This is a genomic window from Saccharopolyspora sp. NPDC045839 (genome assembly GCF_056431645.1).
In genome coordinates, this window is record NZ_JBWKKH010000002.1 from 39,268 (window position 1) to 62,981 (window position 23,714).

22 protein-coding genes are annotated in these 23,714 nt (G+C 71.3%); 11 read left to right on the forward strand and 11 right to left on the reverse strand.

The genetic code is table 11. From position 1 onward, the window contains the following. Nucleotides 1-15: 15 nt before the first annotated feature. Nucleotides 16-822 carry a UbiA family prenyltransferase gene (locus AC07EQ_RS03055; protein WP_478386275.1) on the reverse strand — a complete coding sequence of 269 codons (807 nt, stop codon included), beginning with the start codon at nucleotides 820-822 and terminating at the stop codon, nucleotides 16-18. Nucleotides 823-849: 27 nt separating this feature from the next. Here AC07EQ_RS03055 and AC07EQ_RS03060 point away from each other — a divergent pair, with 27 nt between their 5' ends. Genes AC07EQ_RS03060 through AC07EQ_RS03075 form a run of 4 tightly spaced genes read left to right on the forward strand, consistent with a single transcriptional unit; the run spans nucleotide 850 to nucleotide 4,483 of the window. After that, nucleotides 850-1,557 (forward strand): class I SAM-dependent methyltransferase, encoded by a 708-nt coding sequence (locus tag AC07EQ_RS03060; RefSeq protein ID WP_478386276.1) that lies wholly within the window; start codon nucleotides 850-852, stop codon nucleotides 1,555-1,557. A 6-nt stretch (nucleotides 1,558-1,563) separates the two neighbouring features. Further along, nucleotides 1,564-2,757 carry an acyl-CoA dehydrogenase family protein gene (locus AC07EQ_RS03065; RefSeq protein WP_478386277.1) on the forward strand — a complete coding sequence of 398 codons (1,194 nt, stop codon included), beginning with the start codon at nucleotides 1,564-1,566 and terminating at the stop codon, nucleotides 2,755-2,757. Continuing rightward, the gene (locus AC07EQ_RS03070) at nucleotides 2,754-3,791 is read left to right on the forward strand and encodes a type III polyketide synthase (RefSeq protein WP_478386278.1); all 1,038 of its coding nucleotides are present in this window, start codon (nucleotides 2,754-2,756) and stop codon (nucleotides 3,789-3,791) included. Before AC07EQ_RS03065 ends, AC07EQ_RS03070 begins: the two co-directional genes overlap by 4 nt. Before the next feature lie 2 nt (nucleotides 3,792-3,793). Further along, nucleotides 3,794-4,483, forward strand: a complete 690-nt coding sequence (locus AC07EQ_RS03075) for a YqjF family protein (RefSeq protein ID WP_478386279.1) — start codon at nucleotides 3,794-3,796, stop codon at nucleotides 4,481-4,483. A gap of 66 nt (nucleotides 4,484-4,549) precedes the next feature. On the opposite strand, the gene AC07EQ_RS03080 is transcribed toward AC07EQ_RS03075, so the two are convergent. Continuing rightward, nucleotides 4,550-5,071, reverse strand: a complete 522-nt coding sequence (locus tag AC07EQ_RS03080) for a lytic polysaccharide monooxygenase auxiliary activity family 9 protein (protein WP_132491412.1) — start codon at nucleotides 5,069-5,071, stop codon at nucleotides 4,550-4,552. Between the two features lie 539 nt (nucleotides 5,072-5,610). On the opposite strand from AC07EQ_RS03080, the gene AC07EQ_RS03085 reads away from it, so the two are divergent. The 3 genes from AC07EQ_RS03085 (at nucleotide 5,611) to AC07EQ_RS03095 (ending at nucleotide 8,902) form a co-directional block, all read left to right on the forward strand. Then, nucleotides 5,611-6,651 carry an LLM class flavin-dependent oxidoreductase gene (locus AC07EQ_RS03085; RefSeq protein ID WP_478386280.1) on the forward strand — a complete coding sequence of 347 codons (1,041 nt, stop codon included), beginning with the start codon at nucleotides 5,611-5,613 and terminating at the stop codon, nucleotides 6,649-6,651. 102 nt (nucleotides 6,652-6,753) lie between these two features. Further along, nucleotides 6,754-7,878 (forward strand): MFS transporter, encoded by a 1,125-nt coding sequence (locus tag AC07EQ_RS03090; protein WP_478386281.1) that lies wholly within the window; start codon nucleotides 6,754-6,756, stop codon nucleotides 7,876-7,878. A gap of 229 nt (nucleotides 7,879-8,107) precedes the next feature. Further along, nucleotides 8,108-8,902, forward strand: a complete 795-nt coding sequence (locus tag AC07EQ_RS03095; RefSeq protein WP_478386282.1) for an endonuclease I family protein — start codon at nucleotides 8,108-8,110, stop codon at nucleotides 8,900-8,902. Between the two features lie 42 nt (nucleotides 8,903-8,944). Here AC07EQ_RS03095 and AC07EQ_RS03100 read toward each other — a convergent pair whose 3' ends face one another. From AC07EQ_RS03100 to AC07EQ_RS03125, 6 genes are all read right to left on the reverse strand, one after another. Further along, nucleotides 8,945-9,799: an alpha/beta fold hydrolase gene (locus AC07EQ_RS03100; protein WP_478386283.1), complete on the reverse strand. Its 855-nt coding sequence runs from the start codon at nucleotides 9,797-9,799 to the stop codon at nucleotides 8,945-8,947. Between the two features lie 50 nt (nucleotides 9,800-9,849). Beyond that, complete coding sequence (locus AC07EQ_RS03105) at nucleotides 9,850-10,392, reverse strand: PadR family transcriptional regulator (RefSeq protein ID WP_478386284.1); 543 nt, start codon at nucleotides 10,390-10,392, stop codon at nucleotides 9,850-9,852. 4 nt (nucleotides 10,393-10,396) lie between these two features. Continuing rightward, nucleotides 10,397-11,377 (reverse strand): NAD(P)H-dependent flavin oxidoreductase, encoded by a 981-nt coding sequence (locus AC07EQ_RS03110; protein WP_478386737.1) that lies wholly within the window; start codon nucleotides 11,375-11,377, stop codon nucleotides 10,397-10,399. Between the two features lie 103 nt (nucleotides 11,378-11,480). After that, a complete protein-coding gene (locus tag AC07EQ_RS03115; RefSeq protein WP_478386285.1) occupies nucleotides 11,481-12,257 on the reverse strand; it encodes an SDR family NAD(P)-dependent oxidoreductase in 777 nt (258 codons plus the stop codon). A 22-nt stretch (nucleotides 12,258-12,279) separates the two neighbouring features. After that, nucleotides 12,280-13,812: a long-chain-fatty-acid--CoA ligase gene (locus AC07EQ_RS03120; RefSeq protein WP_478386286.1), complete on the reverse strand. Its 1,533-nt coding sequence runs from the start codon at nucleotides 13,810-13,812 to the stop codon at nucleotides 12,280-12,282. A 158-nt stretch (nucleotides 13,813-13,970) separates the two neighbouring features. Further along, entirely contained in the window at nucleotides 13,971-14,597 is a 627-nt protein-coding gene (locus tag AC07EQ_RS03125; RefSeq protein WP_478386287.1) for a TetR/AcrR family transcriptional regulator, read from the reverse strand. A gap of 142 nt (nucleotides 14,598-14,739) precedes the next feature. On the opposite strand from AC07EQ_RS03125, the gene AC07EQ_RS03130 reads away from it, so the two are divergent. The 4 genes from AC07EQ_RS03130 (at nucleotide 14,740) to AC07EQ_RS03145 (ending at nucleotide 19,079) form a co-directional block, all read left to right on the forward strand. Next, nucleotides 14,740-15,939, forward strand: coding sequence for an acyl-CoA dehydrogenase family protein (locus tag AC07EQ_RS03130; protein WP_478386288.1), 1,200 nt, complete (start codon nucleotides 14,740-14,742; stop codon nucleotides 15,937-15,939). 35 nt (nucleotides 15,940-15,974) lie between these two features. After that, entirely contained in the window at nucleotides 15,975-17,051 is a 1,077-nt protein-coding gene (locus AC07EQ_RS03135; protein ID WP_478386289.1) for an acyl-CoA dehydrogenase family protein, read from the forward strand. A gap of 73 nt (nucleotides 17,052-17,124) precedes the next feature. Beyond that, entirely contained in the window at nucleotides 17,125-18,333 is a 1,209-nt protein-coding gene (locus AC07EQ_RS03140; RefSeq protein WP_478386290.1) for an MFS transporter, read from the forward strand. Between the two features lie 101 nt (nucleotides 18,334-18,434). Next, nucleotides 18,435-19,079 (forward strand): HNH endonuclease family protein, encoded by a 645-nt coding sequence (locus AC07EQ_RS03145; RefSeq protein WP_478386291.1) that lies wholly within the window; start codon nucleotides 18,435-18,437, stop codon nucleotides 19,077-19,079. A gap of 56 nt (nucleotides 19,080-19,135) precedes the next feature. Here the strand turns inward: AC07EQ_RS03145 and AC07EQ_RS03150 are convergent, their stop codons facing one another. The 3 genes from AC07EQ_RS03150 to AC07EQ_RS03160 form a co-directional block, all read right to left on the reverse strand. Then, nucleotides 19,136-20,464 (reverse strand): RNA-guided endonuclease InsQ/TnpB family protein, encoded by a 1,329-nt coding sequence (locus tag AC07EQ_RS03150; RefSeq protein ID WP_478386292.1) that lies wholly within the window; start codon nucleotides 20,462-20,464, stop codon nucleotides 19,136-19,138. Between the two features lie 135 nt (nucleotides 20,465-20,599). Then, nucleotides 20,600-21,577, reverse strand: coding sequence for a TAXI family TRAP transporter solute-binding subunit (locus tag AC07EQ_RS03155; protein WP_478386293.1), 978 nt, complete (start codon nucleotides 21,575-21,577; stop codon nucleotides 20,600-20,602). Beyond that, a complete protein-coding gene (locus AC07EQ_RS03160; RefSeq protein ID WP_478386294.1) occupies nucleotides 21,567-23,639 on the reverse strand; it encodes a TRAP transporter permease in 2,073 nt (690 codons plus the stop codon). Before AC07EQ_RS03160 ends, AC07EQ_RS03155 begins: the two co-directional genes overlap by 11 nt. Nucleotides 23,640-23,714 lie beyond the last annotated feature (75 nt).

Here is a 23,714-nt window from a genome sequence, read left to right on the forward strand (position 1 = left end):
GGCCGTCCACTTCGGTCACGAAGGCTGGATGCCGGTGCTCAGCAGCATCGCGACGTCGAGCAGGGCGACGAGGACGACCGCGTGGAAGGCGGTGCGGGAGCCGGGGCGGCGGCCTAGCAGGACACCGGCGCCGAGCACGGCCGCCGCCAGCGGCAGGACCACCCAGCTGGACACGCCTGCCAGCACCGCCGACGCGGTCAGCACCAGCAATGCCGCCGCCGCAGTGCTTTTCGCCGCGCCGAGGCGGTGCGGCAGGCCGCGGACGCCGGTGGCCGCGTCGTCGGCCAGATCCGGCAGCGCGTTCACGAAGTGCGCGGCCGAACCGAGCAGCGCTGCGGCGAGCATGAGCCGCACCGGTGGGGGGCCGGTGCCGCCCAACGCCACGAACGCGGGCAGCAGGCCGAACGACACGGCATAGGGCAGCACCGAAAGCGGGCCGGCCTTCACGCCGAGGTCGTAAGCCCACGCCGACACCAGCGCGACGAAGTGGACGGCCGTCGCGGCGACGCCGAACGGCAGCGACAGCACCACGGCCGCGGGCGCCGACACCAGCACCGCGATCAGCACCGCCCGCCGCGAGACCTCCCCGGTCGCCACCGGCTTGCCCCGCCGCCGGACCCGGGCATCCCGGTCGGCATCCACCAGGTCGTTGAGCCACCCGACGGACAGCTGCCCGGCCAGCACCGCCGCGGCCGTCAGGAGCACGCCGCCCGCCTCGCGCCCGGTGGTGGCCGCGAGCCCGGCGGCGATCGCGGTGACCGCCACCGCCGGCCCCGGGTGCGAGGCCCGGAGCAGCGAGGACGCCGTTGCGAAGTGCCGCACCCGCCCGAGTGTGCCAGCCTGGAGCGCATGGCACGCTCCGGCCGGACCGTGCGGCGCAACGATCCTTTGCTGTACGAGGTTTTCGCCGACCAGTGGTGGCAGCCGCGTGGCGTCTTCGCGATGTTGCACTGGCTCGCCGCCGCACGCGGCGCACTGATTCCCACCGCCGCGCGAACCGGCGCGGTGCTGGTGGATCTCGGCTGCGGGGCGGGCCTGCTCGCCCCGCACGTGGCGGGCAAGGGATACCGGCACATCGGCGTGGACCGGTCGCCGACCGCGTTGCGGCAGGCCGCCGAGCACGGCGTGCAGCCCGTCGTCGGCGACGTCCTCGCGGTTCCGCTGCCGGACGGGTGCGCGGACTGCGTGGTGGCCGGGGAGGTGCTGGAACACGTGACCGATCTGCCCGCCGCGGTGGCGGAGGCCTGCCGGGTGCTGCGGGCCGGGGGCCTGCTGGTGCTGGACACCCTCGCGGCGACGGCCCTGTGCCGGGTGGTGGCGATCGGGATCGCCGAACGCTTGGTGGTGCGCGGCGTGCACGATCCGGCGCTGCTGGTCGATCGCGCCGAGTTGATCGCCGAGGCGGCCCGGCACGGCGTCGCGCTGCGGCTGCGCGGCGTGCGCCCGTCGTGGCTGGACCTGCTGGCGTGGGCCGCCGGTCGCCGGGGCGGCGTCCGGATGCTCCCGTTCTCCTCCACCGCCGTGCTGTTCCAGGGCATCGGCCGGAAGAAGGGGTGAAAGCCGTTGTCGCTGTTCGTGGAACCGTCTTCGCCGACCGCCGCGCACGAGGCGGCGCGCGACCTGGTGCCGCGCATCGCCGCGCGCGCCGGGCACTACGACGCCGAAGGTGCCTTTCCCCGCGAGGATTTCGCCGATCTGCGCGCCCGCAGGCTGCTGGGGCTCATGGTTCCGGTGGAACTGGGCGGTTTCGGCGCGTCGTTCGCCGACTACGCCGCGGTCGCGACCGAACTGGCCGGCGGCGCCGGCTCCACGGCGCTGATCTTCAACATGCACGCCTCCGTCACCGGCGCGCTCGCACACACGCCCGAAGAACTGCTGCGGCAGCTGGGCGCGCCGGAGAGCTGCTTCGCCGCGCGGGACCGGCTGCTCGCGGCGGCCGCCGACGGCGCGCTCTACTCGGTGGCGATGAGCGAGCGCGGCACGGGCTCGCGGCTTTCGCGCACCACCACGGTGTTCCGCCGCCGCGACGGCGGATATCGCATCACCGGCAGCAAGGCGTTCGTCTCCGGCGCCGGTCATGCCGACGCGTACCTGGTCACCGCCAAGGACGCGGACGCCGCCGAGCCGAAGGTGTCCTACTTCCTGGTTCCGGCCGGCGAGGGCATCCGGGTGGAGCCGACCTGGGATTCGCTGGGCATGCGCGCCACCGGCAGCCACGACGTGCACTTCGAGGTGTCGGTGGGCGCCGACGCGCTGCTGGGCGGGATCGAGGGGATCACGCTGCTGGTCGCGCAGGTGATGCCGCAATGGCTCGTCGCGTCGTACGCCGCGGTCTACGTCGGCGTGGCGCGGTCGGCGCTGCGCGAAGGCGGCGCACACCTGCGCGACCGCGGGCTGCACACCCTGCCGGCCGTGCGGTCCCGGATGGGCCGGGCGGATGCGGCGGTCGCCGCGGCCGACGCTGTGGTCCGGGAGACCGCCCGGCGGGTGGCGCTGCAGCCAGGGGAGCCGGAGACGAACCGCTGGGTGTGGCGGGCGAAGCTGATCGCAGGCGACACCGCCGCTGCGGTGGCCTCGTCGGTGCTGGAGGCGGCCGGGGCGTCGGCGACGCGGCGCGGCCACCCGCTGGAGCGGATCTACCGCGACGCCCGGTGCGGCGCGCTGCAACCGGCGACCTCCGATGTCTGCGCCGACTGGCTCGGCGTGGCCGCGCTCGGCGGCGACCCCGACGACGAGACCGAGTCGCCCCGTTGGTGACGCCGCTGATCGCCGGACTCGGCTCGGCGCTGCCGGACACCGCCGAGCAGCAGGCGCTGTGGGACGGCTTCTTCCAGGAGCACTTCCGCGGCAGCCGCCTCGCCCGGCGGGTGTTCGCCGGCGCCGGGGTGCGGCGCAGGCACACCGTGGCCAACCCGATCAAGGAAGACCTCTCCGGTTGGTCCACGGCCGCCCGGATGCGCCGCTTCGACGAGGAAGCCCCGCGGCTGGGGCACCAGGCCGTCGCCGCCGCGCTGGAGGACGCCGGGATCGGCGCGGACGAGGTCGGCCTGCTCACCGTCGCCACCTGCACCGGCTACGGCACGCCGGGCCTGGACATCAAGCTCGCCACATCCCTGGGGTTGCGCCCCAACGTGCGGCGGCTGTTCGTCGGGCACATGGGCTGCTACGCGGCCCTGCCCGCACTGGGCGGCGTCGCGGATTTCGTCGCGGCGCACGGCCGCACAGCGGTGCTGCTCTGCCTGGAGCTGACCTCCCTGCACATCCAGCCGCCGACCGACGATCCGCAGCAGGTCGTCTCGCACGCGCTCTTCGGCGACGCGGCGGTGGCGGCGGTCCTGCACCCGGCGGCGGCCGGGCTCGCGGTCGTGGACATCGCCGCCTTCACCGACGACACCGCGAGCGCGCACATGACCTGGGAAATCACCGATCTCGGCTTCCGGATGGGGCTTTCGCCGCAGGTGCCGGAGGTGCTGGCCCGGCACCTCGGCCCGGTGCTCGACGACCTGCTCGGCCGCAACGGCTTGCGGCGCGCCGACGTCCGGGGCTGGGCGGTGCACCCGGGCGGTCCGCGCATCCTCGACACCGTCGCGGACACCCTCGAACTGCCACCTGCCGCTCTGCGGCCGTCGCGCGAGGTCCTCGCCGAACACGGCAACTGCTCGTCCGCGACGCTGCTGCTGGTCCTGGAGGAACTCCTGGCAGGTGGGCTCCGCGACGGGAACCACGTCGTCGCGCTGGCCTTCGGCCCCGGCCTGACGCTTTACGCCGCGCTGCTGAAAGTCATCCTGTAGTCATGGAACCCGAACCGCTCACGCCGGTCGCGCCACACCGGATGCGTTGCTCGTTCAGCAAGCAGGTCTGGAGCGACGTCGTGTTCGCGCACTGGCCTTGCCCGGAACGGAACATCGCGGCGCTGCTGCCGCCGCGCACCAGGCCCGACCTGTTCGACGGCACGGCCTGGGTCGGCGTGGTCGGCCTGGGGATGTCGGTGCGCAGCCCGCTGCGGGCGCGGTTCGCCGAGCTCAACGTGCGGACCTTCGCCGTCGACGAGCGCGGCCGCCGCGGGCTGGTGTTCTTCTCCCTGGAGGCGTCGCATCCGGGTTTCGTCCGCGTGGCCAGGACCGTCGGCCGCCTGCCGTACCGGTCGGCGGTGGTCGAATGCTCGAAGACGGCGACCGAAACCGCCTACCGCGTCGAACGATCCGGCGTCGGCCTGGGCCTGCGCATCCGGCGCGGCGGCCGGATCGCGCCGACCGGCGCGGACCGGTTCCTCACCGAGCGCTGGCGGATGTTCTCGACCTGGTACCGCCGGCCCATCGAGGTCCCGGTGGCGCACGAGCCCTGGGCCCTGGATTCCGCGGAGCTGCTGGAGTTCACCGACACCGGTCTGCTCGCCGGGTTCGGGATGGCCCCGCCGAGCCGGCCCGTCGTCCGGTTCGCGTCCAGAGTGGACGCTCGGTTCGGCCTGCCGGTGCCGTTGTGACGCGGCGGGCCCGGCTCCGAGTGGAGCGCGGGCCCGCCGGTTCAGGGGAAAAGCCGCTGGAAGAGATCACTTGCCGCCGACGTTGAGGTCGATGCAGGCGTAGAAGGCGTTCGCCGTGTCGGCGACGTTCCAGACCGCCAGCACCTTCTGCTTGCCGCTGACGCCGCCGAGGTCGACGGTGTGCGACAGCTGCGACGGCGGCTGCTGGCCGCCCTGGTCGAACACGGCGACGCGGTTGCCGCCGATGAAGTACTCCCAGGTCGACGTGCGGTGCGCGGCGGTGAGCGTCCAGTTGAAGGTGACGGAGTTGCCGACCGGCGTCGCGGTCCAGCCCTTGCCGTCGTCGTCGAGCTCCGCGAAGCCCGCGTTGCCGCCGCTGCAGCTCTGCAGGCCCTTCGGGCCCTCGACGCTCTGCGGCTCGTACTTGATGGCGCCGCACGGGACGGTGCCCTGGGCGCACTGGGCCTGCCGGCTCGGCGGCGAGTTGACGTATCCGTGCGCGCTGGCGGTGCTGGTGGGGATCGCGACGAGGGCCGGGGCGAGCGCCGCGCCGACGATGGCTGCGGCGAGTTTCGGCTTCTTGTTCATCTCAGCTCCTTCGGAGGGAACCGCCTGGTCGCCGAGGGTGGTGCCGGACCGGCGGTGCTGGGTGGAACTTGGCCGAGGAAGGGAGAGGGGACTCCGACGACCACCGGCCCCGGCGGGTCGGACCCCGCGTTGAGCCGATGGTCTGGACCATAAGTTTCCGGCGTCGTGGCGGTCAAGATTTGCCCGGTCCGCGTTTTTCCCAGCACGTTTGCCAGTTTTCACCTGACGTTCATGTGGCGGACCCCGTACCGCCAATGTCCACTATGGACTTGGGGTCGTGCTGCGCAGCGCCTTCGGGAGCCGGTCCGCGTAGTGGGACGATCGGTGCGTTCGTTGACACCGGCGCCGGGCCGCCCGACGATTGCCCGGTGCTGATCACGTTCACCTGCCGCCGGCACGTCGACCTCCGTCGCGTGGCGAGCCAGGCGTGTCGCCGATGATGCCGCGCAGCGCGGCACATCGAGCTTTCCAGTCCGAAGAGGACACTCCAATTCCGGATCGTTTCCCGGGTCGCCGCCGGTGGCCCCATCTGGAGGTGCGTGGACGTGCAGTTGGGCATCCTGAGTCTGGGCAGCACGCAGCCGGACCCGCTGACCGGTGAAACCCGTTCGGCCACCGAGCACTTCGACGACGTCGTGCGGCTGGCCGAGTTCGCCGAGCGGCTGGGCCTGGACTACTTCGGCTTCGGCGAACACCACGCCGGCCGGACGGTGGCCACGGCGCCGCCCGTGGTGCTCGCCGCGATCGCGGCCCGCACCAGCCGGATCCGGCTGATCACCACGGTCACGCTGCTGAGCACCCTCGACCCGCTGCGGGTGGCGGAGGACTACGCCACCCTCGACCACCTGTCGCACGGCCGGCTCGAGCTGATCGTGGGCAAGGGAAATTCCGCCGACCCCTACACGATGTTCGGCTACGACCGCGAGCACCAGTGGGAGCTGCAGGCCGAGCACTACGAGCTGCTGCACCGGCTTTGGCGCGAGGAGGACGTCACCTTCAGCGGGAGGTTCCGCGGCCGGCTGGAGGGAGTCACCAGCCTGCCGCGGCCGCTGCAGACCCCGCCGCCGGTCTGGCACGGCGTCGCCACCAGCCAGGCCTCGCCGGACCTCGCCGCCCGCTTCGGCGACCCGATCTTCGTCGCCAACGCGATCCAGCCGATGGAGAACTACGGCAAGCTCGTCGACCACTACCGGGAGTGCTGGGCCGCCTACGGCCGCGACCCGGCGCAGGCCGGGGTGGGCTCCGGCGGATTGTTGTTCGTCGGCAAGACCTCCCAGCAAGCGAGGGACGACCTGCGCCCGTACTACGAGGCCCAGTGGGCCGACCGCGACCCCACGCGGGACCGCGGCGGGGTCGGCGACGAGCCGGCCGGGCAGACCCTGGAGAGCAACATCGCCGCCGGCGGGCTGTTCGCGGGCAGCCCACAGGAGATCGTGGACAAGGTCGGCGCCTACCGGGAGCGGTTCGGGCACGACCTGATGATCTTCGGTCCGCAGATCGGCGGCATGCCCTACGGGCTCGTCGCTGACTCCCTCGACCTGTTCGCCGCGGAGGTGGCGCCGCACCTGCGATCGCTCTGACCCGCGGCCCGGGCAAAACGGACGCGTTCGGGCCCACTGCTCGACTCCGCACTCGTGCTGTGATCGACTGCCGGGAGATCCCGTGCGGCGAAGGGCGGTTTGGTGAACGCGCGCGTCGCCCTCTACATCGGCGGATTGCTCGGGCCGTTCGGCGGCGGCGTCGTCTCCGCCATGCTGCCGGAGCTCAGCGGCGAATTCGGTGTGTCGCAGGGCATCGCGGCCACGTCGCTGACGGTGTACCTGCTGCCGTTCGCGATCGTCATGCTGGTCTCCGGCGGCCTCGGCGAGCGGTGGGGCATGAGCCGCAGCATCCGCGTCGCCTACGTCGGATACGCGGTCGTGGCGTTGCTGGCCGCCCTCGCCCCGTGGTTCTGGCTCTTCCAGACCAGCCGCGCCTTGCAGGGCATCGCGAACGCGTTCACCACGCCGCTGCTGCTGGCCAAGCTCGCCGCTGTCACGCCGAAAGAGCGCCTCGGGCGGGCGCTGGGCACCTACGGCGCGATGCAGGCGATCGGGCAGACGTCCGCGCCGCTGGTCGGCGGGCTCGCAGCGGAAGGCGCCTGGCAGTGGGCCTTCGTCGGCCTCGCGGCGGTCGCCGCGGCGCTGGCGATCAGCCCGCTGCCGCCGGATTCGCGCGACGGCGCGGCGCAGCGGCCCGCCGCTTTGCGGGACGCCTGGCGGAAATCCGTGTTGCTGACCGGCGGCGTCGCCTTCGTCGCCTGGGCCTGCCTGGCGGGTCTGCCGTTCCTGGTCTCGTTCCGGTTGGACGACGCCTTCGCGCTGAGCCCGGGCGCGCGCGGCCTGGTGCTCACCGCCTACGGCGTGGCGGGCGCGGTCGGCGCCCGGTTGACCGGCGGGGCGGTGGACCGGTTCGGTCAGCGCGCCATCGTGTGCGTCGGGTTGCTGTTCGGCGCCCTGGCGGTCGGGGCCGTCGGCCTGGTCTCCTGGCTGCCCGCCGTCGCGACCGCGTGGGCGGTCGGCGGCGTCTGCGGGCAGCTGATCCTGGTCGGCATCCACGCCACGGTGCTCACCGGCGGGGCGAGCGGGCGTGGCGGGATCATCTCCGTGGTGACCGCGCTGCGGTTCCTCGGGATGTCGGCCTCCCCGGCGGTGTTCACCGGCCTCTACCGGCACGACGCGGCGCTGGGGTTCCTGATCCCGGCCGCGTTGCTGGTGCTGACAATTCCCGTTGTTGCCGTTTGGTGGCCGCGCAAAGCGCCCGGTTGATCGATACCGGCGTCGGCATTTTCCCAGTTTGCGTCGGATCCGCGCCGATCCGGACACCGTGCGTTACCGAATCCGATCACCGTCCGACACCGGACCGCGCCAATTGGTTCACCCAATGGTGATCGTTCGTGTGGCAGGCTTCGTCCTGCTTTGAACGACAGTCCTGCCGGTCGGGCACGGGCGCGGATGTTGTGCGGCGCGGCCGGCGAAGAGGCGAGAGGACACGCCCGTGAAGATCGCCCGTTGGAAACCGCTGACCCTGTTATTCAGCGCCGCGTTGGTGGTCGTGCCCACGACCGCCACGCTGGCGGCCCCCGATGCGACGGCGGATTCCGCCGTCGAGGACTACTACCAGGACGCGATCGGCAAGACCGGTCCCGAGCTCAAGACCGCCCTGCACGGGATCATCAGCAACGGCACCACGACCCTGAGCTACGACGAGGTCTGGGATGCGCTGAAGGTCACCGACGAGGACCCGAACAACAACGCCAACGTGATCCTGCTCTACACCGGCCGGTCGCAGGGCAAGGACACCAACGGCGGCGACGCCGACGACTGGAACCGGGAGCACGTCTGGGCGAAGTCCCACGGCGACTTCGGCACCTCGCCCGGTCCCGGCACCGACGTGCACCACCTGCGCCCGACCGACGTCACCGTGAACTCGGATCGCGGCAACAAGGACTTCGACATGGGCGGCACCGAGTCCGAGGAAGCGCCCGGCAACTTCACCGACGGCGACTCCTGGGAGCCGCGCGACGAGGTGAAGGGCGACGTCGCCCGGATGATCTTCTACATGTCGGTGCGCTACGACGGCGGCGACGGCTTCGCCGACCTCGAGGTCAACGACAACGTCGACAACGGCAGCGCGCCGTTCATCGGCCGCGTGTCGGTGCTGAAGCAGTGGAACGAGCAGGACCCGCCGGACGCCGGGGAGCAGCGCCGCAACCAGCTGATCTTCGACCAGTTCCAGCACAACCGGAACCCGTTCATCGACCACCCCGAGTGGGTCGCCGAGATCTGGTGACGGACCTTTGTCGAGGGGCGTTCTCCGCGCGGAGGGCGCCCCTCAGTCCGTTGTGCGGGACAAGAAGTCGGCGAGGATTCCGTTCAGGCGGGCGGCATTCCCGGTCGGCAGCGCGTGGTGGCCGACGCCGGGCAGCATCGCCGTGCGGACGCCGGGCACCACGCGTTCGGCCTGTTCGAGCAGGCGGTGCGGGTCGTGGGCCTTGCTGTTCTCCGCCGCCAGCACGAGGGTCGGCACCGTCAGACGCGCCGGGTCGGGATTGGGGCTGGTGACCGGCTTCGCGGCCCGGAACTCCGCGCCGCGGGCCTGCAGTTCGAGGCAGGCCGGGTCGATGCCGACGCCGCCGGTCTCCCAGCGCAGGAAGTCGCGCGTTCGCCGCGGCGCGGGCCGCAGCAGCATCGGCAGGGCGCGCAGCAGGTAGCGCGGATTCCAGCGGGTGAAGCACGCCGTGGGATCCAGCAGCGCGAGGCTGCGCACCCGGGGCGAGTGGAGGGCGTAGTGCAGGGCGATCCACGCTCCGTAGGAATGCCCGCACAGGTCCGCCGCCTCGACGCCGAGGTGGTCGAGCACCTCGTCCAGCCAAGCCATCTGGTCGCCGACGCCGGAGACCGCTTTGCCGCCGGCGACGCTGCGCCCGGCCTCGCCGATGAGGTCGATGGCGAAGATCCGGTGCCGCTCGCCGAGTTCGCGGACGTTGGCGAACCACACCGCCGAGGTGGCTCCGCCGCCGGGCAGGAGCACCAACGGCGGGCCGTCCGGCGCGCCGCAGGCGTGCACGCGGGTGCTGCCGTAGGCCGTCGGCACTTCGAGCGCGTCGACCGGGGCAGGCCACTTCGCCAGCACCGCGTCGTAGGCGGCGAAGAAGTCATCGGCGCCGCGGGAGGTCCGGAAGCCCATCGTGCACCTCGCTCGTCGAGTAGCCCGGTGTTCGAGAGACTAGCGCTCCCTCAGCCCCGATCGGCGCGCATTGCCGCCAGAATCTCGTCACACCAGGCCAGCATCGACTCCTCGGTGCGGATGCCGCCGCGCAGCACCAGGTACTGGTGCAGCTGCTGTCCGGAAAGCCTTTGCGGCGCTGGGAAATCCCGCTCCTCGATCGCGCGGTAGACGGCCAGCCGCTCGTCGTGCCCCCGGCGGTGCCGGGCGACCTCCTCGGCGACCCGCCCGGTGTCGCCGAAGGACGCGCCGCGGATCTTCACCGACAGCTCGTTGCGGACGGCCGGCGGGTCCACCGGTTCGGCGAGCCAGCGCGCCAGCTCGGCGGCGCCGGACTCGCTGACCCGGTAGACCTTCTTGTCCGGGCGCTTGTCCTGCGCGATCTCGTCGCAGGACACCCAGTCCAGCTCGACCATCCGCTTCAGGCTCCGGTAGATCTGCTGGTGGCTGGCCGACCAGAAGTAACCGATGGACTTGTCGAACCGGCGCGCCAGCTCGTACCCGGATCCCGCGCGCTCCTGCAGCGAGACCAGGATGGCGTACTCCAACGACATCGGTTCAGTCTGCCACGCCGATCAGCCCGCCCAACCGCGCCCGGATCAGCCCGGCGGCCTCGCGCACGATGCGCTCCACCAGCTCGCCGACCGGGGGCACGTCGTTGATCAGCCCCTGCACCATGCCGGCGCTCCAGATGCCGAGCTCGGGGTCGCCCTGCTCGTAGACCTGGCGGCCGCGGGCGCCGGCGACGAGGTCGCGGACGTCCTCGAAGGCCGCGCCGTCGGCCAGCTTCGCCACCACTTCGCGGCTGACGGCGTTGCTGGCGACCCGCGCGGTGTTGCGCAGCGGCCGGAAGATCAGCTCGGTCTCCAGCTCGCTGGCCTCGGCGATCCGCTTCTTGACCGCGTCGTGGATCGGCGACTCGGCGGTGCACATGAAGCGGGTGCCCATGTTGATGCCGTCCGCGCCGAGCGCCAGCGCCGCCACCAGGCCGCGGGCGTCGGCGAAGCCGCCGGAGGCGATGATCGGGATGCTGAGCTCGTCGGCGGCGCGGGGGATCAGCACCAGGCCGGGGATGTCGTCCTCGCCGGGGTGGCCGGCGCACTCGAAGCCGTCGATGCTGACCGCGTCCACGCCGAGCCGCTGCGCCTTGAGCGCGTGCCGGACGCTGGTGCACTTGTGCAGCACCCGGACCCCGGCGGGCTTGAACGCGGCGACCTGCTCGGCCGGGTTGGACCCGGCGGTCTCGACGATCCCGATGCCGGATTCGATGATCGCCTGCCGGTACTCCGCGTACGGCGGCGGCGTGATGGTGGGCAGGATCGTCAGGTTGACGCCGAAGGGCTTGTCGGTCATCTCGCGGCAGCGCGCGATCTCCTTGACCAGGTCCTCCGGCGTCGGCTGGGTGAGCGCGGTGATCATGCCGAGCGCGCCGGCCTCCGCGACCGCCGCGACGAGTTCGGCCCGGCCGACCCACTGCATGCCGCCTTGCACGATGGGGTGTTCGACGCCGAACTCCTCGGTGAACCTGGTTCGAAGCACGTTGCTCATCGCTCGCCTCCCGCTGCGCTGCCGACGCGGGCGCCGAGGCGCCCGTGCCGGTCAAGCTACTATGCAACAAGATGCAATGCAACGAGTTGCATAGCTAGAAGGAGATGTAGCCGCCGTCGACCGTGATGGCGTCGGCGGTGTGGAAGGCGCTCGCCGGGCTCGCCAGGTAGACCGCCAGCGCGCCGAAGTCCGAGGGCGCGCCCCAGCGGCCCACCGGCATCCGGGGCAGCACCTTGCGCTGGAACCCCTCGGACTGCAGCGCCGGGTCGGCCAGCGGCGTGCTCACCCAGCCCGGCAGCACCGCGTTGGCCCGGATCCCGTGCCGGGCCAGCTCGATCGCGATCGACTTGATCATCGAGATCAGCGCGCCCTTCGACGCGGCGTAGGCCTGGCCGCGCGGTTGTCCCTGCCGCGCCGCCAGGCTCGACGTGCCGACGAGGCTGCCGCCCTCGCCCTGCGCCAGCAGCCGGCGAGCCGCCGCGCGCAGCGTGAGGAACGCGCCATCGACGTTCACCCGCGTCACGTGGTGGAAGTCGCTGAGCTCGGTGTCCACGAACCGGGCCTTGCCGCCGCCGACACCGGCGTTGGCGAAGCACGAATCCAGCCGCCCGAACTCTTCGACGGTGCGCGATATCGCCGCCTCGACCTGCTCCTCGTCGCCGACGTCGCAGCGCAGCGCGAGCACCTCGCCGCCGTGCTTCTCCAGCTCCCGGGCCGCGGTCTCGTTGCGCTCGGCGTTGGTGCCCCAGATGCAGACGCCCGCGCCGGCGGCGGCCAGCGCGTCGGCCATCGCCAGGCCGATACCCGAATTGCCGCCGGTCACCACGGAAACGTGCCCGGTGAGATCGAAGGGGTTGGCGGTGTCGACCATGTTTCGTGCCTCCTGGGTGGGATCAGTGCTCGCCGTGCTCGCGGCGCAGCTGGGTTTTGAGGACCTTGCCGCTGGGGTTCCGCGGCAGCTCCGCGACGACCGCCAGCCGGCGCGGGCGCTTGTAGCCGGCGAGCCGCTGCTTGCACCAGTCCTCGATGTCGGCGAACGTCGGCGGATCGGCCGGGTCGCGCGGCGCGACGACTGCCAGCGGCGTCTCGCCCCACCGCTCGTCCGGCACCCCGATCAGCGCGGTCTCGGCGACCTTGGGATGCGCGGCGAGCACGTCCTCGACCTCGGCACAGTAGATGTTCTCGCCGCCGGAGATGATCATGTCCTTCTTCCGGTCGACCACGTAGAGGTAGCCCTCGTCGTCCTGGCGCACCAGGTCGCCGGAGTGGAACCAGCCGCCGTGGAACGCCTCGGCGGTCTCCGCCGGTTTGCCCCAGTACTCCCGCATCACGGTGGGCCCGCGGTAGACGATCTCGCCGACCTCGCCGCGCGGTACGTCGTTCATGTCGTCGTCGACCACCCGGGCCTCGACGTTGAGCATCGGGGTGCCGACGGAGCCGATCTTGCGCAGGGCGTCCTCGCCGCGCAGCATCGTGGTCACCGGGCTGCACTCGGTCTGCCCGAACGAGGTGGTGATCTCGGCCTGCGGGAACGTGTCGATCATCTTGCGCAGCAGCGTCGTCGACGCGGGCGCGGCGCCCCAGCTGATCCGCTGTAGCGCCGAGAGGTCGTGGTCGCCGATGTCCGGCAGGTCGCAGATCGCCTGCCACTGCGCGGGCACGAAGAAGCACGACGTGATCCGCTCCCGCGCCAGCATCCGCACCGTCTCGGCCGGGTCGAACCGGCCCGACGCGCTGATCACGATCCGCCCGCCGAGCAGCAGGTACGGCAGCATCCCGGACACCCCGGCGATGTGGAACAGCGGCACGCCCACCAGCCAGACGCGGTTGTCCGCGGTGACGCCGTTGTGCGCCATCGAGCTGAAGCTGTGCATCAGCAGGTTGTGGTGGGTGAGCACGGCGCCCTTGGGGCGGCCGGTGGTCCCGGAGGTGTACATGATGAACGCTGGCGACTGCTCGTCCACGACGGTCTCGGTGTACTCGTCGGACGCCGCCGCGAGCGCCGCGTCGTAGTCCTCGGTGCCCTCGCCCGCGCCGCCGCCGATGACCAGGCAGACGCGCACGCCGGGCGCCTTTTCCCTGGCCTTGGCCATGGTTTCGAGCAGGAACGAGTCGACGATCGCCGCGGTGGCGCCGCTGTCGCCGAGCGCGTAGGCGATCTCGTCGGCGACCAGCCGGAAGTTGATCGGCACGCAGATCGCGCCGATCCGCGCGCAGGCGAGGTAGGACTCGACGATCTCCAGCCCGTTGAGCCCGGCCACCGCGATCCGGTCGCCGGCTCCGATGCCGCGGTCGCGCAGCGCGTTCGCCAGCCGGGTGACCCGCTCGTCGAACTCCCGGTAGCTGCGGCTGACGCCCTGGAAGCGCAGTGCGATCTCGTCGGGGATCTTGCGGGCATGCCGGGCCAGCTGATCGCTGGCGGTCATGCCTCGGCCGGTCACGGATTGCGCAGCAGCGGACATCGTTACCTCGCCGGTGAGGGTGACGTGACGGGCTCATACTGCGTTGCCGGACCTTCGCGGTCAACCCTGACTGTGGGGTTAGGACCGGAGGTGGCAATGCTTGGCGCGCAAGGGGAAACCGGTCAGGAGTCGAAGAGCAGCCGCCGGGTGATCGACTTCCAGACCTTGAGATGCGCGCAGCGGGCGGGGGAGCGGTCCTCGAAGGCGTAGGCCATCGCCGCGCCCCGCATGCTGGTGAACAGCATCTCGCGCAGCTCGGGGTACACCGGGTGGCTGCACACCGTCGGCCCCCAGATGCGGTCGCTGACCGAGCGGATCGCCTGGCGCAGCCGCCGTTCCTCCGGGCGCAGCGCCGCGCTCAGCGCCGGATTGGTCCGGGCGGCGGTCCACAGCTCCATGGCGGCCCAGAAGTGCGGCTCGTGGAAGGTCTCCCACAGCAGGTCGATGCAGCGGTCCACGCGGCGCGGCCCCTCCTGGGTGCCCGCCAGCTGCTGCGCGACCCGTTCCTCCGTCTGCGCGAGCCGGTCCTTGGCCAGGTGCTGGGCGGCGGCCACCAGCAGCCCGTCCCGGGACGGGAAGTGGTGCAGCAACCGGCCCCGCGAGACACCGGCCTTCGCCTGGATGGCCAGCGTCGACGCCCCCGCGTAGCCGAACTCGATCAGGCAGTCGACGGCCGCTTCGAGGATCAGGGTGCGGCTGTCGGCCGCCCGTTCCTGCCGGGTGCGCCGGACCTGCTGGCTCTGGACCACGACGCCAGCGTACCCGCTTCGCCCGCCGAAAATATCCACTGTGGACTCAAAAATCGATGGGTGCTGTGAGCGTGTCGGGTCGGTTACAGTCAGCGTTGACCGATTCGGTTGCCACCGCACTGCCGGGGTGGAAGGAGACCACGTGAGCGTCGACGAGTTCCATGCCAAGGCGCGGGAATTCCTGGCCGGCAACGCGCCGGGACCGCTGGGCGACCGCGCCCCGGCCGAGCAGCTCCAGGAGGCCAAGCGCTTCCAGGCCGCCGCCTACGACGCCGGCCTGATGGGCATCACCTGGCCGGCCGAGTTCGGCGGGCAGGGCCTGACCGCGGCCGAGCAGCAGGCCTACAACGAGGAAGCCGCCCACCACGACCTGCCGAGCTCGCCGTTCATGGTGGGGATGGGGATGTGCGGGCCGACGCTGCTGGACCTCGGCACCCCGGAGCAGAAGTCCCGGTACCTGCCGAAGCTGCTGCGCGGCGACGAGATCTGGTGCCAGCTGTTCTCCGAGCCCGGCGCGGGCTCCGACGTCGCCAGCCTCCAGACCCGCGCGGTGCGAGAGGGCGAGGAGTGGGTGATCAACGGCCAGAAGGTGTGGACCTCGGGCGCGCAGTTCTCGGACTTCGGCGCGCTGCTGGCCCGCACCGACCCGGACGTCCCGAAGCACCGGGGCATCACCATGTTCGTCGTCGACATGCACGCGCCGGGCGTCACCGTCCGGCCCCTGAAGGACATGACCGGCCGCGCGCCGTTCAACGAAGTCTACTTCGACGACGTGCGGATCCCGGCCGATTCGGTGATCGGCGAAGTCGGCGGCGGCTGGCTGGCGGCGGTCACCATGCTCGGGCACGAGCGGGTGTCGATCGGCGGCTCGGTGCGGCGCGGCGGCGACCCGCTGGCCTACGACAACCTGGTGGAACTCGCCCGTCACCACGGATGCGCCGACGATCCGGTGGTGCGCGGCCGGTTGGCCGAGATCTACGCCCAGGAGAAGGCACTCGGGCTGTTCAACAGCCGGTTGCGGCAGGAAGCGGAGGCGGGATCGCCGCCCGGTGCCCGCGGTTCGGTCTCGAAACTCGCCGGCGCGCTGCTGCTGTGGCGCGCGGTGGACACCGCAGGACTGATCGCCGGGCCGTCGCTGACCGCGTGGGAGCCGGGCGACGCGGCGGCCGAGGAGATGGCGATCGCGATCAACTCCACCCCGGCGTCGAGCATCGCCGGGGGCTCGAACCAGGTGCAGCGCAACATCATCGGGGAGCGGATCCTCGGCCTGCCGAAGGAACCCCAGGTGGACCGCGACGTCCCGTTCCGGGAGCTGAAGGTGGGCACCCAGCGGCCCGCGTGACCGCGGTGATCAGGTCGACTTCCAAGGAGTGCGCAATGCAGCTGGTTTTGACCCAGGAGCAACGAGAACTGCGGTCCGCGGTCCGGAAGTTCCTGGCTGAGCACGCGCCGCCTGCGCGGGTGCGCGAGCTGATGGACGGCGGCGGCCACGACGCCCGGCTGTGGCGGCGGCTCGCCGGGGAGCTGGGGCTGACCGGGCTGGTGGTGCCCGAGGAGCACGGCGGATCCGGGGCCGGGAACGTCGAACGGGCAGTGGTGCTGGAGGAACTGGGGCGGGCGCTGGCGCCGGTGCCGTTCCTGGCGTCGGCGGTGCTGGCGACCGATGTGCTGCTCGCGTTGGAGGACGCCGAGGCGGAGGCCGACCTGCTGCCGAAGCTGGCCTCCGGCGAGCTGATCGCGGCCGTGGCGTGGGAGCAGGAGATGCCGACCGCGACGCAGCGCGCCGGCGCGTGGGTGCTGGACGGTCGTGCACCGCGCGTGGTTTCCGGAGACATCGCCGACGTCGTGCTGGTGTACGCGAAGACCGAACAGGGCACGGGCTGGTTCCAGGTCCAGGAGGACGGGATCACCAGGACGCCGTTGCGGACGCTCGACCCGACCCGGCGGATCACCCGGCTGGACTTCGCCGCCGCACCGGCCCGCCAACTGTCCACACCGGACGCCGCGGCGGTGCACGCCAGGTTGCGGGACCTCGCCGCGGTCGCCCTCGCCGCCGAGCAACTGGGCGGCATGGAGCGGATCCTGGAGATGACGGCGGAATACGCCAAGGTCCGAGTGCAGTTCGGCCGTGCCATCGGCTCGTACCAGGCGGTCAAGCACTCCCTGGCGGACATGTACAGCGCGTGGGAACAGGTCCGGTCCGCGGTCCGCTACGCCGCGTGGACGGCGGACGCCGACGCCGAGCAGCTCCCGCTGGCGGCGGCGATGGTGCAGGTGCTCCTGTCCCCGGCGTACTTCCAGGCGGCGGCGGACACAGTCCAGCTGCACGGCGGGATCGGCTACACCTGGGAACACGACGCGCACCTGTACTACAAGCGCGCCAAGACCTCGGAGCTGCTCCTCGGCACCCTGGAACAGAAGCGAGCCCGCCTCGCCGACCTCCTCGCCATCTGATTCGTGGGGTCTGGCAAGCTGAGCGCGCCCGGACTTCCGGGCGCGCAAGGCGAGGAGTAGTGCGGAAGTGCGGGTGGACGAACGGCCCTTCGAGCTGAGAACCGTTGCGCTCGCGGCATTCGGGCCGACCCTGCTGTTCTCCACCGGCGAGGGCGCGATCATCCCGATGATCCCGCTCATCGCCGCCGACCAGGGCGCGGACCTGGGGACGCTGGGCCTGATCGCCGCCATGATCATGGTGGGGGAGCTCGTCGGCGACGTGCCCAGCGGAGCGCTGGTGCACCGCCTCGGCGAGCGGCGGGCGATGATCGGCGCCGCGATCGTGTCGGTGCTCGGGCTGGTCGGCTGCTACCTCTCGGTGACCCCGTGGATGCTGGGCGCGTGCGTGTTCCTCGTCGGCCTGTCCACGGCGGTGTTCGCGCTCGCCAGGCACGCGTACATCACCACGGCCGTGCCGCTGCGCTACCGGGCGCGGGCGTTGAGCGTGCTCGGCGGGGTGTTCCGCGGGGGCTACTTCATCGGCCCCTTCCTCGCGGTGCTGGTGCTGATGGTGACGCCCGACAAGCGGGCGGTGTTCCTGCTCCACATCGCATTCGCCCTCGCCTCGGTGATCCTGCTGCTGTGCACGAAGGACCTGGGCACCGGCGGCGAGGGGGCCGCCGAACCCGCGCACCAGGGACTGCTCACCACCCTGGTGCGCCATCGCGGCGTGCTGGTGCGGATGGGGGCCTGCGCCGCGCTGATCGGCGGGCTGCGGGCGTCCCGGATGGTGGTGCTGCCGATGGTGGCGGTCGCGGCCGGCCTGTCGCCGTCGTCCACCGCGCTGATCATCGGCATCGCGGGCGGCATCGACTTCGCGCTGTCCTACACGTCGGGCCAGATCATGGACCACTTCGGCCGGATGTGGGCGGCGGTGCCGTCGATGACCGGCCTGGCCGTCGGGCACCTCGTGCTGTTCGCGGTGGACGACGTGCCGACCTTCGCGATCGTCGCGGTGTTCCTGGCACTGGCGAACGGGACCAGCAGCGGAATCCTGATGACGCTCGGCGCTGATCTCGCGCCGCAGCCCGGCCCGGCGCCGTTCCTCGGCGCCTGGCGGTTCACCGGCGACTTCGGGCAGGCGGTCGGGCCGGTCACCGTGTCCGGGCTGACCGCGGTGGCCGGCATCGGGTTCGCCGGCGCGGGCATGGGCCTGCTCGGGCTGCTGGGCGCGGGCCTGCTGCTGCGCTACGTCCCGCGCTACGTCCCGCGCTACGTCCCCCAGGCGCGGAAGAGCGGCTGACCGCCGGTGTGCCGGGCCACATTACCCACCCGGCGGAGTGAGCGGCGGCACCGCCGAATGATCGAATGGCAGCGACACCACCACCGGGCCGGGGGAGACGCATGGCTGCCAAGAAGTCAGTGTGGACGTCGGTCGTGGCGGTCGCGCTGCTGGGCCTGATGTGGGTGGTGTTCGAGTCCGGCATCTTCGACGCGAAGGTCAGCGCCACCACCGGCCCCGCCGGGGAGCAGCTCGCCGAACTGCGCGTCGCCCCGGCGGGATCGATGGACGGTTACTCGCGCGAGCGGTTCAAGCACTGGACCACGAAGCCGGAAGCCGGGAAGAACTGCAACACCCGCGAGGCGGTGCTGGCGCGGGACGGCCAGAACGTCCGCACCAACAACGCCTGCGAGGCCACCGCCGGCACGTGGACCAGCGCCTACAACGGCCAGCAGCTGGCCGACCCGTCGGCGATCGACATCGATCACATGGTGCCGCTGGCGAACGCCTGGCGCAGCGGCGCGAACAAGTGGGACGACCAGCGCCGCGAGCAGTTCGCCAACGACATGCGGCTGCCGCAGCTGGTGGCGGTCGACGCGAGTTCCAACCGCAGCAAGGGCGACCAGGACCCGTCCCAGTGGAAGCCCGAACGCGCGAACTGGTGCAGCTACGCGACGAGCTGGATCACGGTCAAGCGCGCCTACGACCTGACGGTCACCGAACAGGAGCAGAAGGCGCTCCAGGAAATGCTCGCGACCTGCGGCTGATCCGGCTCAGGCGCTTTGACGTCCTCTCTCGCCTGACGGCGGGAGTTTCCCCGGTGTCAGGCTGCGGTGACGTTCGAGGATGGTTCACGCAACCGGCTACCCGTGCGGGTGCCTTGCCCAGATGGACTGCGCGTGCTCTGTGAACTGCCGCGACCGCTCGCAGCAGTTCCCGCCTCCCACATGGTGGGTTTCCGTCCGGCGGTGCTCAATGCTCGATCAAGGATGATGCGTGCGGCGTTGCAGTCGGCGTGTTCGGTGTGCCCGCAATGCACACACGCGAACAAGCGGCCGCAACCTTCACGGGACTCGGGGTCGCGGGTTTGGCATTTCGAGCACGTCTGCGATGAGCCCGATGCCTGAACCGCGACCAGCTCGCCACCGTACCGCTTGGTCTTGTACCCAAGCTGGCGGCGGATCTCGAACCATCCTTGGTCGGCGATGCTTCGGTTCAACCCGGACTTCTGTTTCACATTGCGTCCGGGTTGCTCGGCAGTGCCTTTGGCAGAGCGGAGCATGTTGCGGACCTTCAAGTCCTCGACCGCGATCAAACCGTGGTTTTTGGCCAGGTCGGCGGTGAGCTTGTGGTTCCAGTCCGCACGCCTACGTGCCTGCCGAGCCTTCACCGCAGCTATCGCCGCGATGGTCTTGCGGAGTCTGTTGGAGTACTTCCCTCCGTTGTACTTTTTGGCGTACGTGATCTGCCTGGCTTTGCGTTGCTCCAACCCGCGCAGGCGCTCCCGTTCGCCAGGAGTCAAGGTGTCGGGTCGTTGACGCTCGGTGTCTTCGTCTGAGACGAACACCGAGCAGGCGATTCCTACGTCCAGCCCGACCGCAGCGCCGGTGTTGACCGGCTGCTGGGCTGGTTCAGGCTGGTGGATGCCGAACGAGATGTGCCATCCCAGGCCGTCGCGGGACACTGTGGCGTTGCGGACGTCGCCGCCCAGTGGGCGAGACAGCCGGAACCGTACCCACCCCAGCTTGGGGAGCTTCACGTGCGCCATGCGGCGCGATACTTTACGGACCTGCACCGCCTGACCGGGGAACGTCACACCCTGCCGGTGATGCTTGCGCTTGAACTGCGGAAACCCGGCCGGGTGGCTGGGGTTCCAGAAGTTGTCATAGGCGGTATCGAGCTGCCGGAGAACTTGCTGGGCGCACTGCGCGGGAAGGTCTCGAAGCCAGGCGTGGTCCTTGCGTGCTTCGGTTAGCTCGGAGCACTGTTTCACGGAGCGCATGGTGGCTCGCTGCGCGGACTTGTATGCCCAGATGCGCTGCGCGAGCGCAATGTTCCACACCGCTCGACAGGTATGCGACCATGCCGTGAGGCGTTCCGCCTGTACCTGGCTTGGGTACAGGCGGAATCTCGCCGCCATGTTCGCCTTCACACTGATCACTTTACGGCCGGGGTATGACAGCCCCGTTTACTGAACGACCGGCCTGACCCGCAATGGTCGGGCTTCGCCTCAGCCCTAGAAGGACGGAGCACTGTCCGGCCGTTCAAGCTGCTGTAGCGGCGGACCTCAGCCGGCGAGGCCCTGCTCGGCGCCCGGGTGCAGCGGGACCGGGTCGGTCTTGGTGGCGCTGTCCTTCGTGATCTCCTTGGCCGACGGGTGCACCTGCTCCAGGTCCGCCCGCTTGTCGAAGATCAGCTTCGTGATCGCGCAGGCGTTGCCCGCCGGGAAGTCCTCGCGGACCACCAGGAGGTTCGGCACCGCGATCGTCGGCACGTCCGCGGCCAGCTTGTAGGTCGCCGCCGGGATCGTGCTCGCCTCGTAGACCGGGCTGATCTGCTGCATCGCGCCCAGCTGCGGCGTGATGTCGACGAACTTCACCGCGCCGCCGAGGGACGTCGTCAGGTCGGTGATCTCCGGGGTCGGCAGGCCGCCGGACCAGAACAGGCCGTCGACGGTGCCGGACTTCATGCCGTCCACCGCCTTGCCCAGCGCCAGGCGCTGCGCCTGGACGTCGGTGTCCGGGTTCAGCCCGGCCGAGGACAGCACGCGGTTGGCGATGACCTCGGTGCCGGACTTCGGCGAACCGGTGGAGATCCGCTTGCCGCGCATGTCGGCGACGCTGTTGATGCCGGAGTCCGCGCGCACCACGACCTGCGTCGAGTTCGGGTAGATCCGGGCCAGCGCCTGGATCTTCTGCGGCTTGCCCTCGAAGCTCGCCTTGCCCTGCACCGCGTCGGCGGCGGTGTCGGCGAGAGTGAACGCGATGTCGTAGTCGCCGGCCACCAGCTGCTGGATGTTCTGCACCGACGCGCCGGTTTCCGCCGCGGTGGCGCGCAGTTTGGTGTTGTTGCTGATCAGCTGCGCGAGCCCGCCGCCGAGAACGTAGTACACGCCGCCGGTGTTGCCGGTGGCGATCGTCAACCGGCCGTCCGCCGCCTCGCAGGCTCCCGCGCCCGCCTGGCTGTCCTGCACCTGCTTGCCGCCGCAGCCGGACACGACGAGCGTCGCCGCCGCGGCCGCCACCAGCAATGCCTTAACCCGCATCACGAACCTCCTTGATCGTTTCCCTGCGGCGCAGGACGAGCTGTGCGACGAGCCCCAGCACGCAGCAGCCGAAGCCGATGGCCACCACCGGCGGCTCCAGGTACAGCAGGCACAGCGCGCCGGGCACGAACAGCAGGCGCACCGGGAGGCGCACCGGCCCGGCCAGCCAGCCGCCGGTCACCACGCTCAGCGCGGCGACGGCCACGATGGACGCCGCCGCGACCCACAGGACGGTCAGCGGGTCGGTCTGCAGCAGCAGCGCCGATCCGTTGTCGGTCAGCACGAACGCGATCGGCACCAGGAACGCGGGCAGCGTGTACTTCCAGGCCTGCATCATCGTGCCGGTGATCCGCCCGCCGGTGATCGCCGCGGACGCCACCGCGGCCAGCGCGGTCGGCGGCGTCACCTCGGAGAGCACCGCGTAGTAGAAGATGAACATGGCCCGCTCCGCGTCGGCGACGCCGAGGGCGCCGAGCGCGGGCCCGATCACCACCCACGCGATGATGAACGACGCCGTGACCGGCACCGCGAGCCCGAGCACGCCGACGGCGAGTGCCGAGAACACCACGGTGAAGACCAGGATCGCGGTCGGGTTGCTGGTGAGCGCCTGCGCGGCCTGGACCAGCGCGTCGGCGAGCTCCTGGCCCAGCCCGGTCTTGGTGATGGTCGAGGTGATGATCCCGGCCGCCGCGCACACCGCGACCACCGGCAGCGCGCCGCGAACCCCGGCGGAGAGCGCGTCCACGATGTCCCGCAACCACTTCAGCACCGCGGCGCCGGGGCCGTGTTCGGCCCGGACGAGCCCGGAGATCAGCGCGAACACCGCGGCGACGCCGGTCGCGTAGACGACCGCCGCGAACGGCGGGATGTCCAGGGCGAGGAACACCACGATGATGGCCAGGGACAGGAAGTGGTATCCGCCGCGCAGCAGCAGCCGCCACGCGCTGGTGTGCTCGGTCTCGACCGCCTTGGCGCCGAAGCGGCGGGCGTCGGCCTCCACCGCGAACACGATGCCGAGGTAGTACAGCACCGTCGGGATCGTGGCCCAGATCAGCACCGTCAGGTAGGAGGTCTGCAGGTATTCGGCGATGATGAACGCGGCCGCACCGAGCGTCGGCGGGGACAGGATCGCGCCGATGCCCGACGCCGCCAGCAGGCCGCCCGCCTGCTCCTTCGGGTACCCGGCGCGCCGCAGGATCGGCCAGGTGATCGCGCCAAGGCTCACCGCGGTAGCGGTGCCCGAACCGGAGACGGTGCCGAGCAGGAACCCGGACAGCACCGTGGTGCGGCCGGGCGCGGTGCGGGAGCGCTTGAACGCGGCGAAGGAGAAGTCGACGAAGAACTGGCCCGCGCCGGAGGCGTTGAGCACCGCGCCGTAGATGGTGAACAGCACGATGTAGCTGGCCGCGACGTCCAGCGGTGTGCCGTAGAACCCGCTGGCGTCGTTGTAGAGCGCGTTGATGATCTGGCTGAAGTCCACGCCCGCGTGCGCGATTCCCCAGTTCTGCGGCAGGAATCCGCCGTAGTAGGCGTAGCCGATGAACGCCGCGCAGATCACCGGCAGGATCCAGCCGGTGGTGCGCCGGGTCGCTTCGAGGACGAGCAGGAGCAGCAGCGCGCCGGCCACGATGTCCAACGTGGACAGACTGCCCTGCCGGTCGAGGAACGCGTCGAATCCGCCGGAGGGCACCGGGAGCACCGGGTAGAACCCGACGAGCAGCGCGATCGCCGACAGCGCCCAGTCGTACCAGGCCGGGTCGTCGCGGTCGCCCTTCGGGCGGCGGCCGCCGGGCCGGTAGCAGAGGAACACCAGCGGCAGCGTGCAGCCGAGGAAGATGACCAGGTAGTACTGGTTGCCCTTGGTGAGCGGGTAGAAGACCTGCTTGAGCACCAGCACCGCGACGGCCAGGGCGACCAGGTAGACGAGCAGGTCCGGTCGGCGGGACAGCTGCCGGGCGGGGCGTTCCTCGTCGTGCGCGGCGACGATCTCGCCGATATCGGTCTTCGCGGCGCCGCGATCGGGCAGCTCGTCGTCGTGCTCAGGCCGGGTCGCCTGACTCATGCGGTCGCCTTCCGTGCCGTTCGGCGGTGTTCGGACAAGCGCATGGCCGCCGTCCGGGCAGAAATCCCTTTTTCG

What these genes read in the sequence shown, in the direction of transcription:
- AC07EQ_RS03075 (WP_478386279.1), top strand. Translation starts at nt 3,794, where the DNA reads ATGGAACCCGAACCGCTCACGCCGGTCGCGCCACACCGGATGCGTTGC.
- AC07EQ_RS03080 (WP_132491412.1), bottom strand. Translation starts at nt 5,071, where the DNA reads ATGAACAAGAAGCCGAAACTCGCCGCAGCCATCGTCGGCGCGGCGCTC.
- AC07EQ_RS03060 (WP_478386276.1), top strand. Translation starts at nt 850, where the DNA reads ATGGCACGCTCCGGCCGGACCGTGCGGCGCAACGATCCTTTGCTGTAC.
- AC07EQ_RS03115 (WP_478386285.1), bottom strand. Translation starts at nt 12,257, where the DNA reads ATGGTCGACACCGCCAACCCCTTCGATCTCACCGGGCACGTTTCCGTG.
- AC07EQ_RS03100 (WP_478386283.1), bottom strand. Translation starts at nt 9,799, where the DNA reads ATGGGCTTCCGGACCTCCCGCGGCGCCGATGACTTCTTCGCCGCCTAC.
- AC07EQ_RS03160 (WP_478386294.1), bottom strand. Translation starts at nt 23,639, where the DNA reads ATGAGTCAGGCGACCCGGCCTGAGCACGACGACGAGCTGCCCGATCGC.
- AC07EQ_RS03120 (WP_478386286.1), bottom strand. Translation starts at nt 13,812, where the DNA reads ATGACCGCCAGCGATCAGCTGGCCCGGCATGCCCGCAAGATCCCCGAC.
- AC07EQ_RS03135 (WP_478386289.1), top strand. Translation starts at nt 15,975, where the DNA reads ATGCAGCTGGTTTTGACCCAGGAGCAACGAGAACTGCGGTCCGCGGTC.
- AC07EQ_RS03155 (WP_478386293.1), bottom strand. Translation starts at nt 21,577, where the DNA reads ATGCGGGTTAAGGCATTGCTGGTGGCGGCCGCGGCGGCGACGCTCGTC.
- AC07EQ_RS03105 (WP_478386284.1), bottom strand. Translation starts at nt 10,392, where the DNA reads ATGTCGTTGGAGTACGCCATCCTGGTCTCGCTGCAGGAGCGCGCGGGA.
- AC07EQ_RS03145 (WP_478386291.1), top strand. Translation starts at nt 18,435, where the DNA reads ATGGCTGCCAAGAAGTCAGTGTGGACGTCGGTCGTGGCGGTCGCGCTG.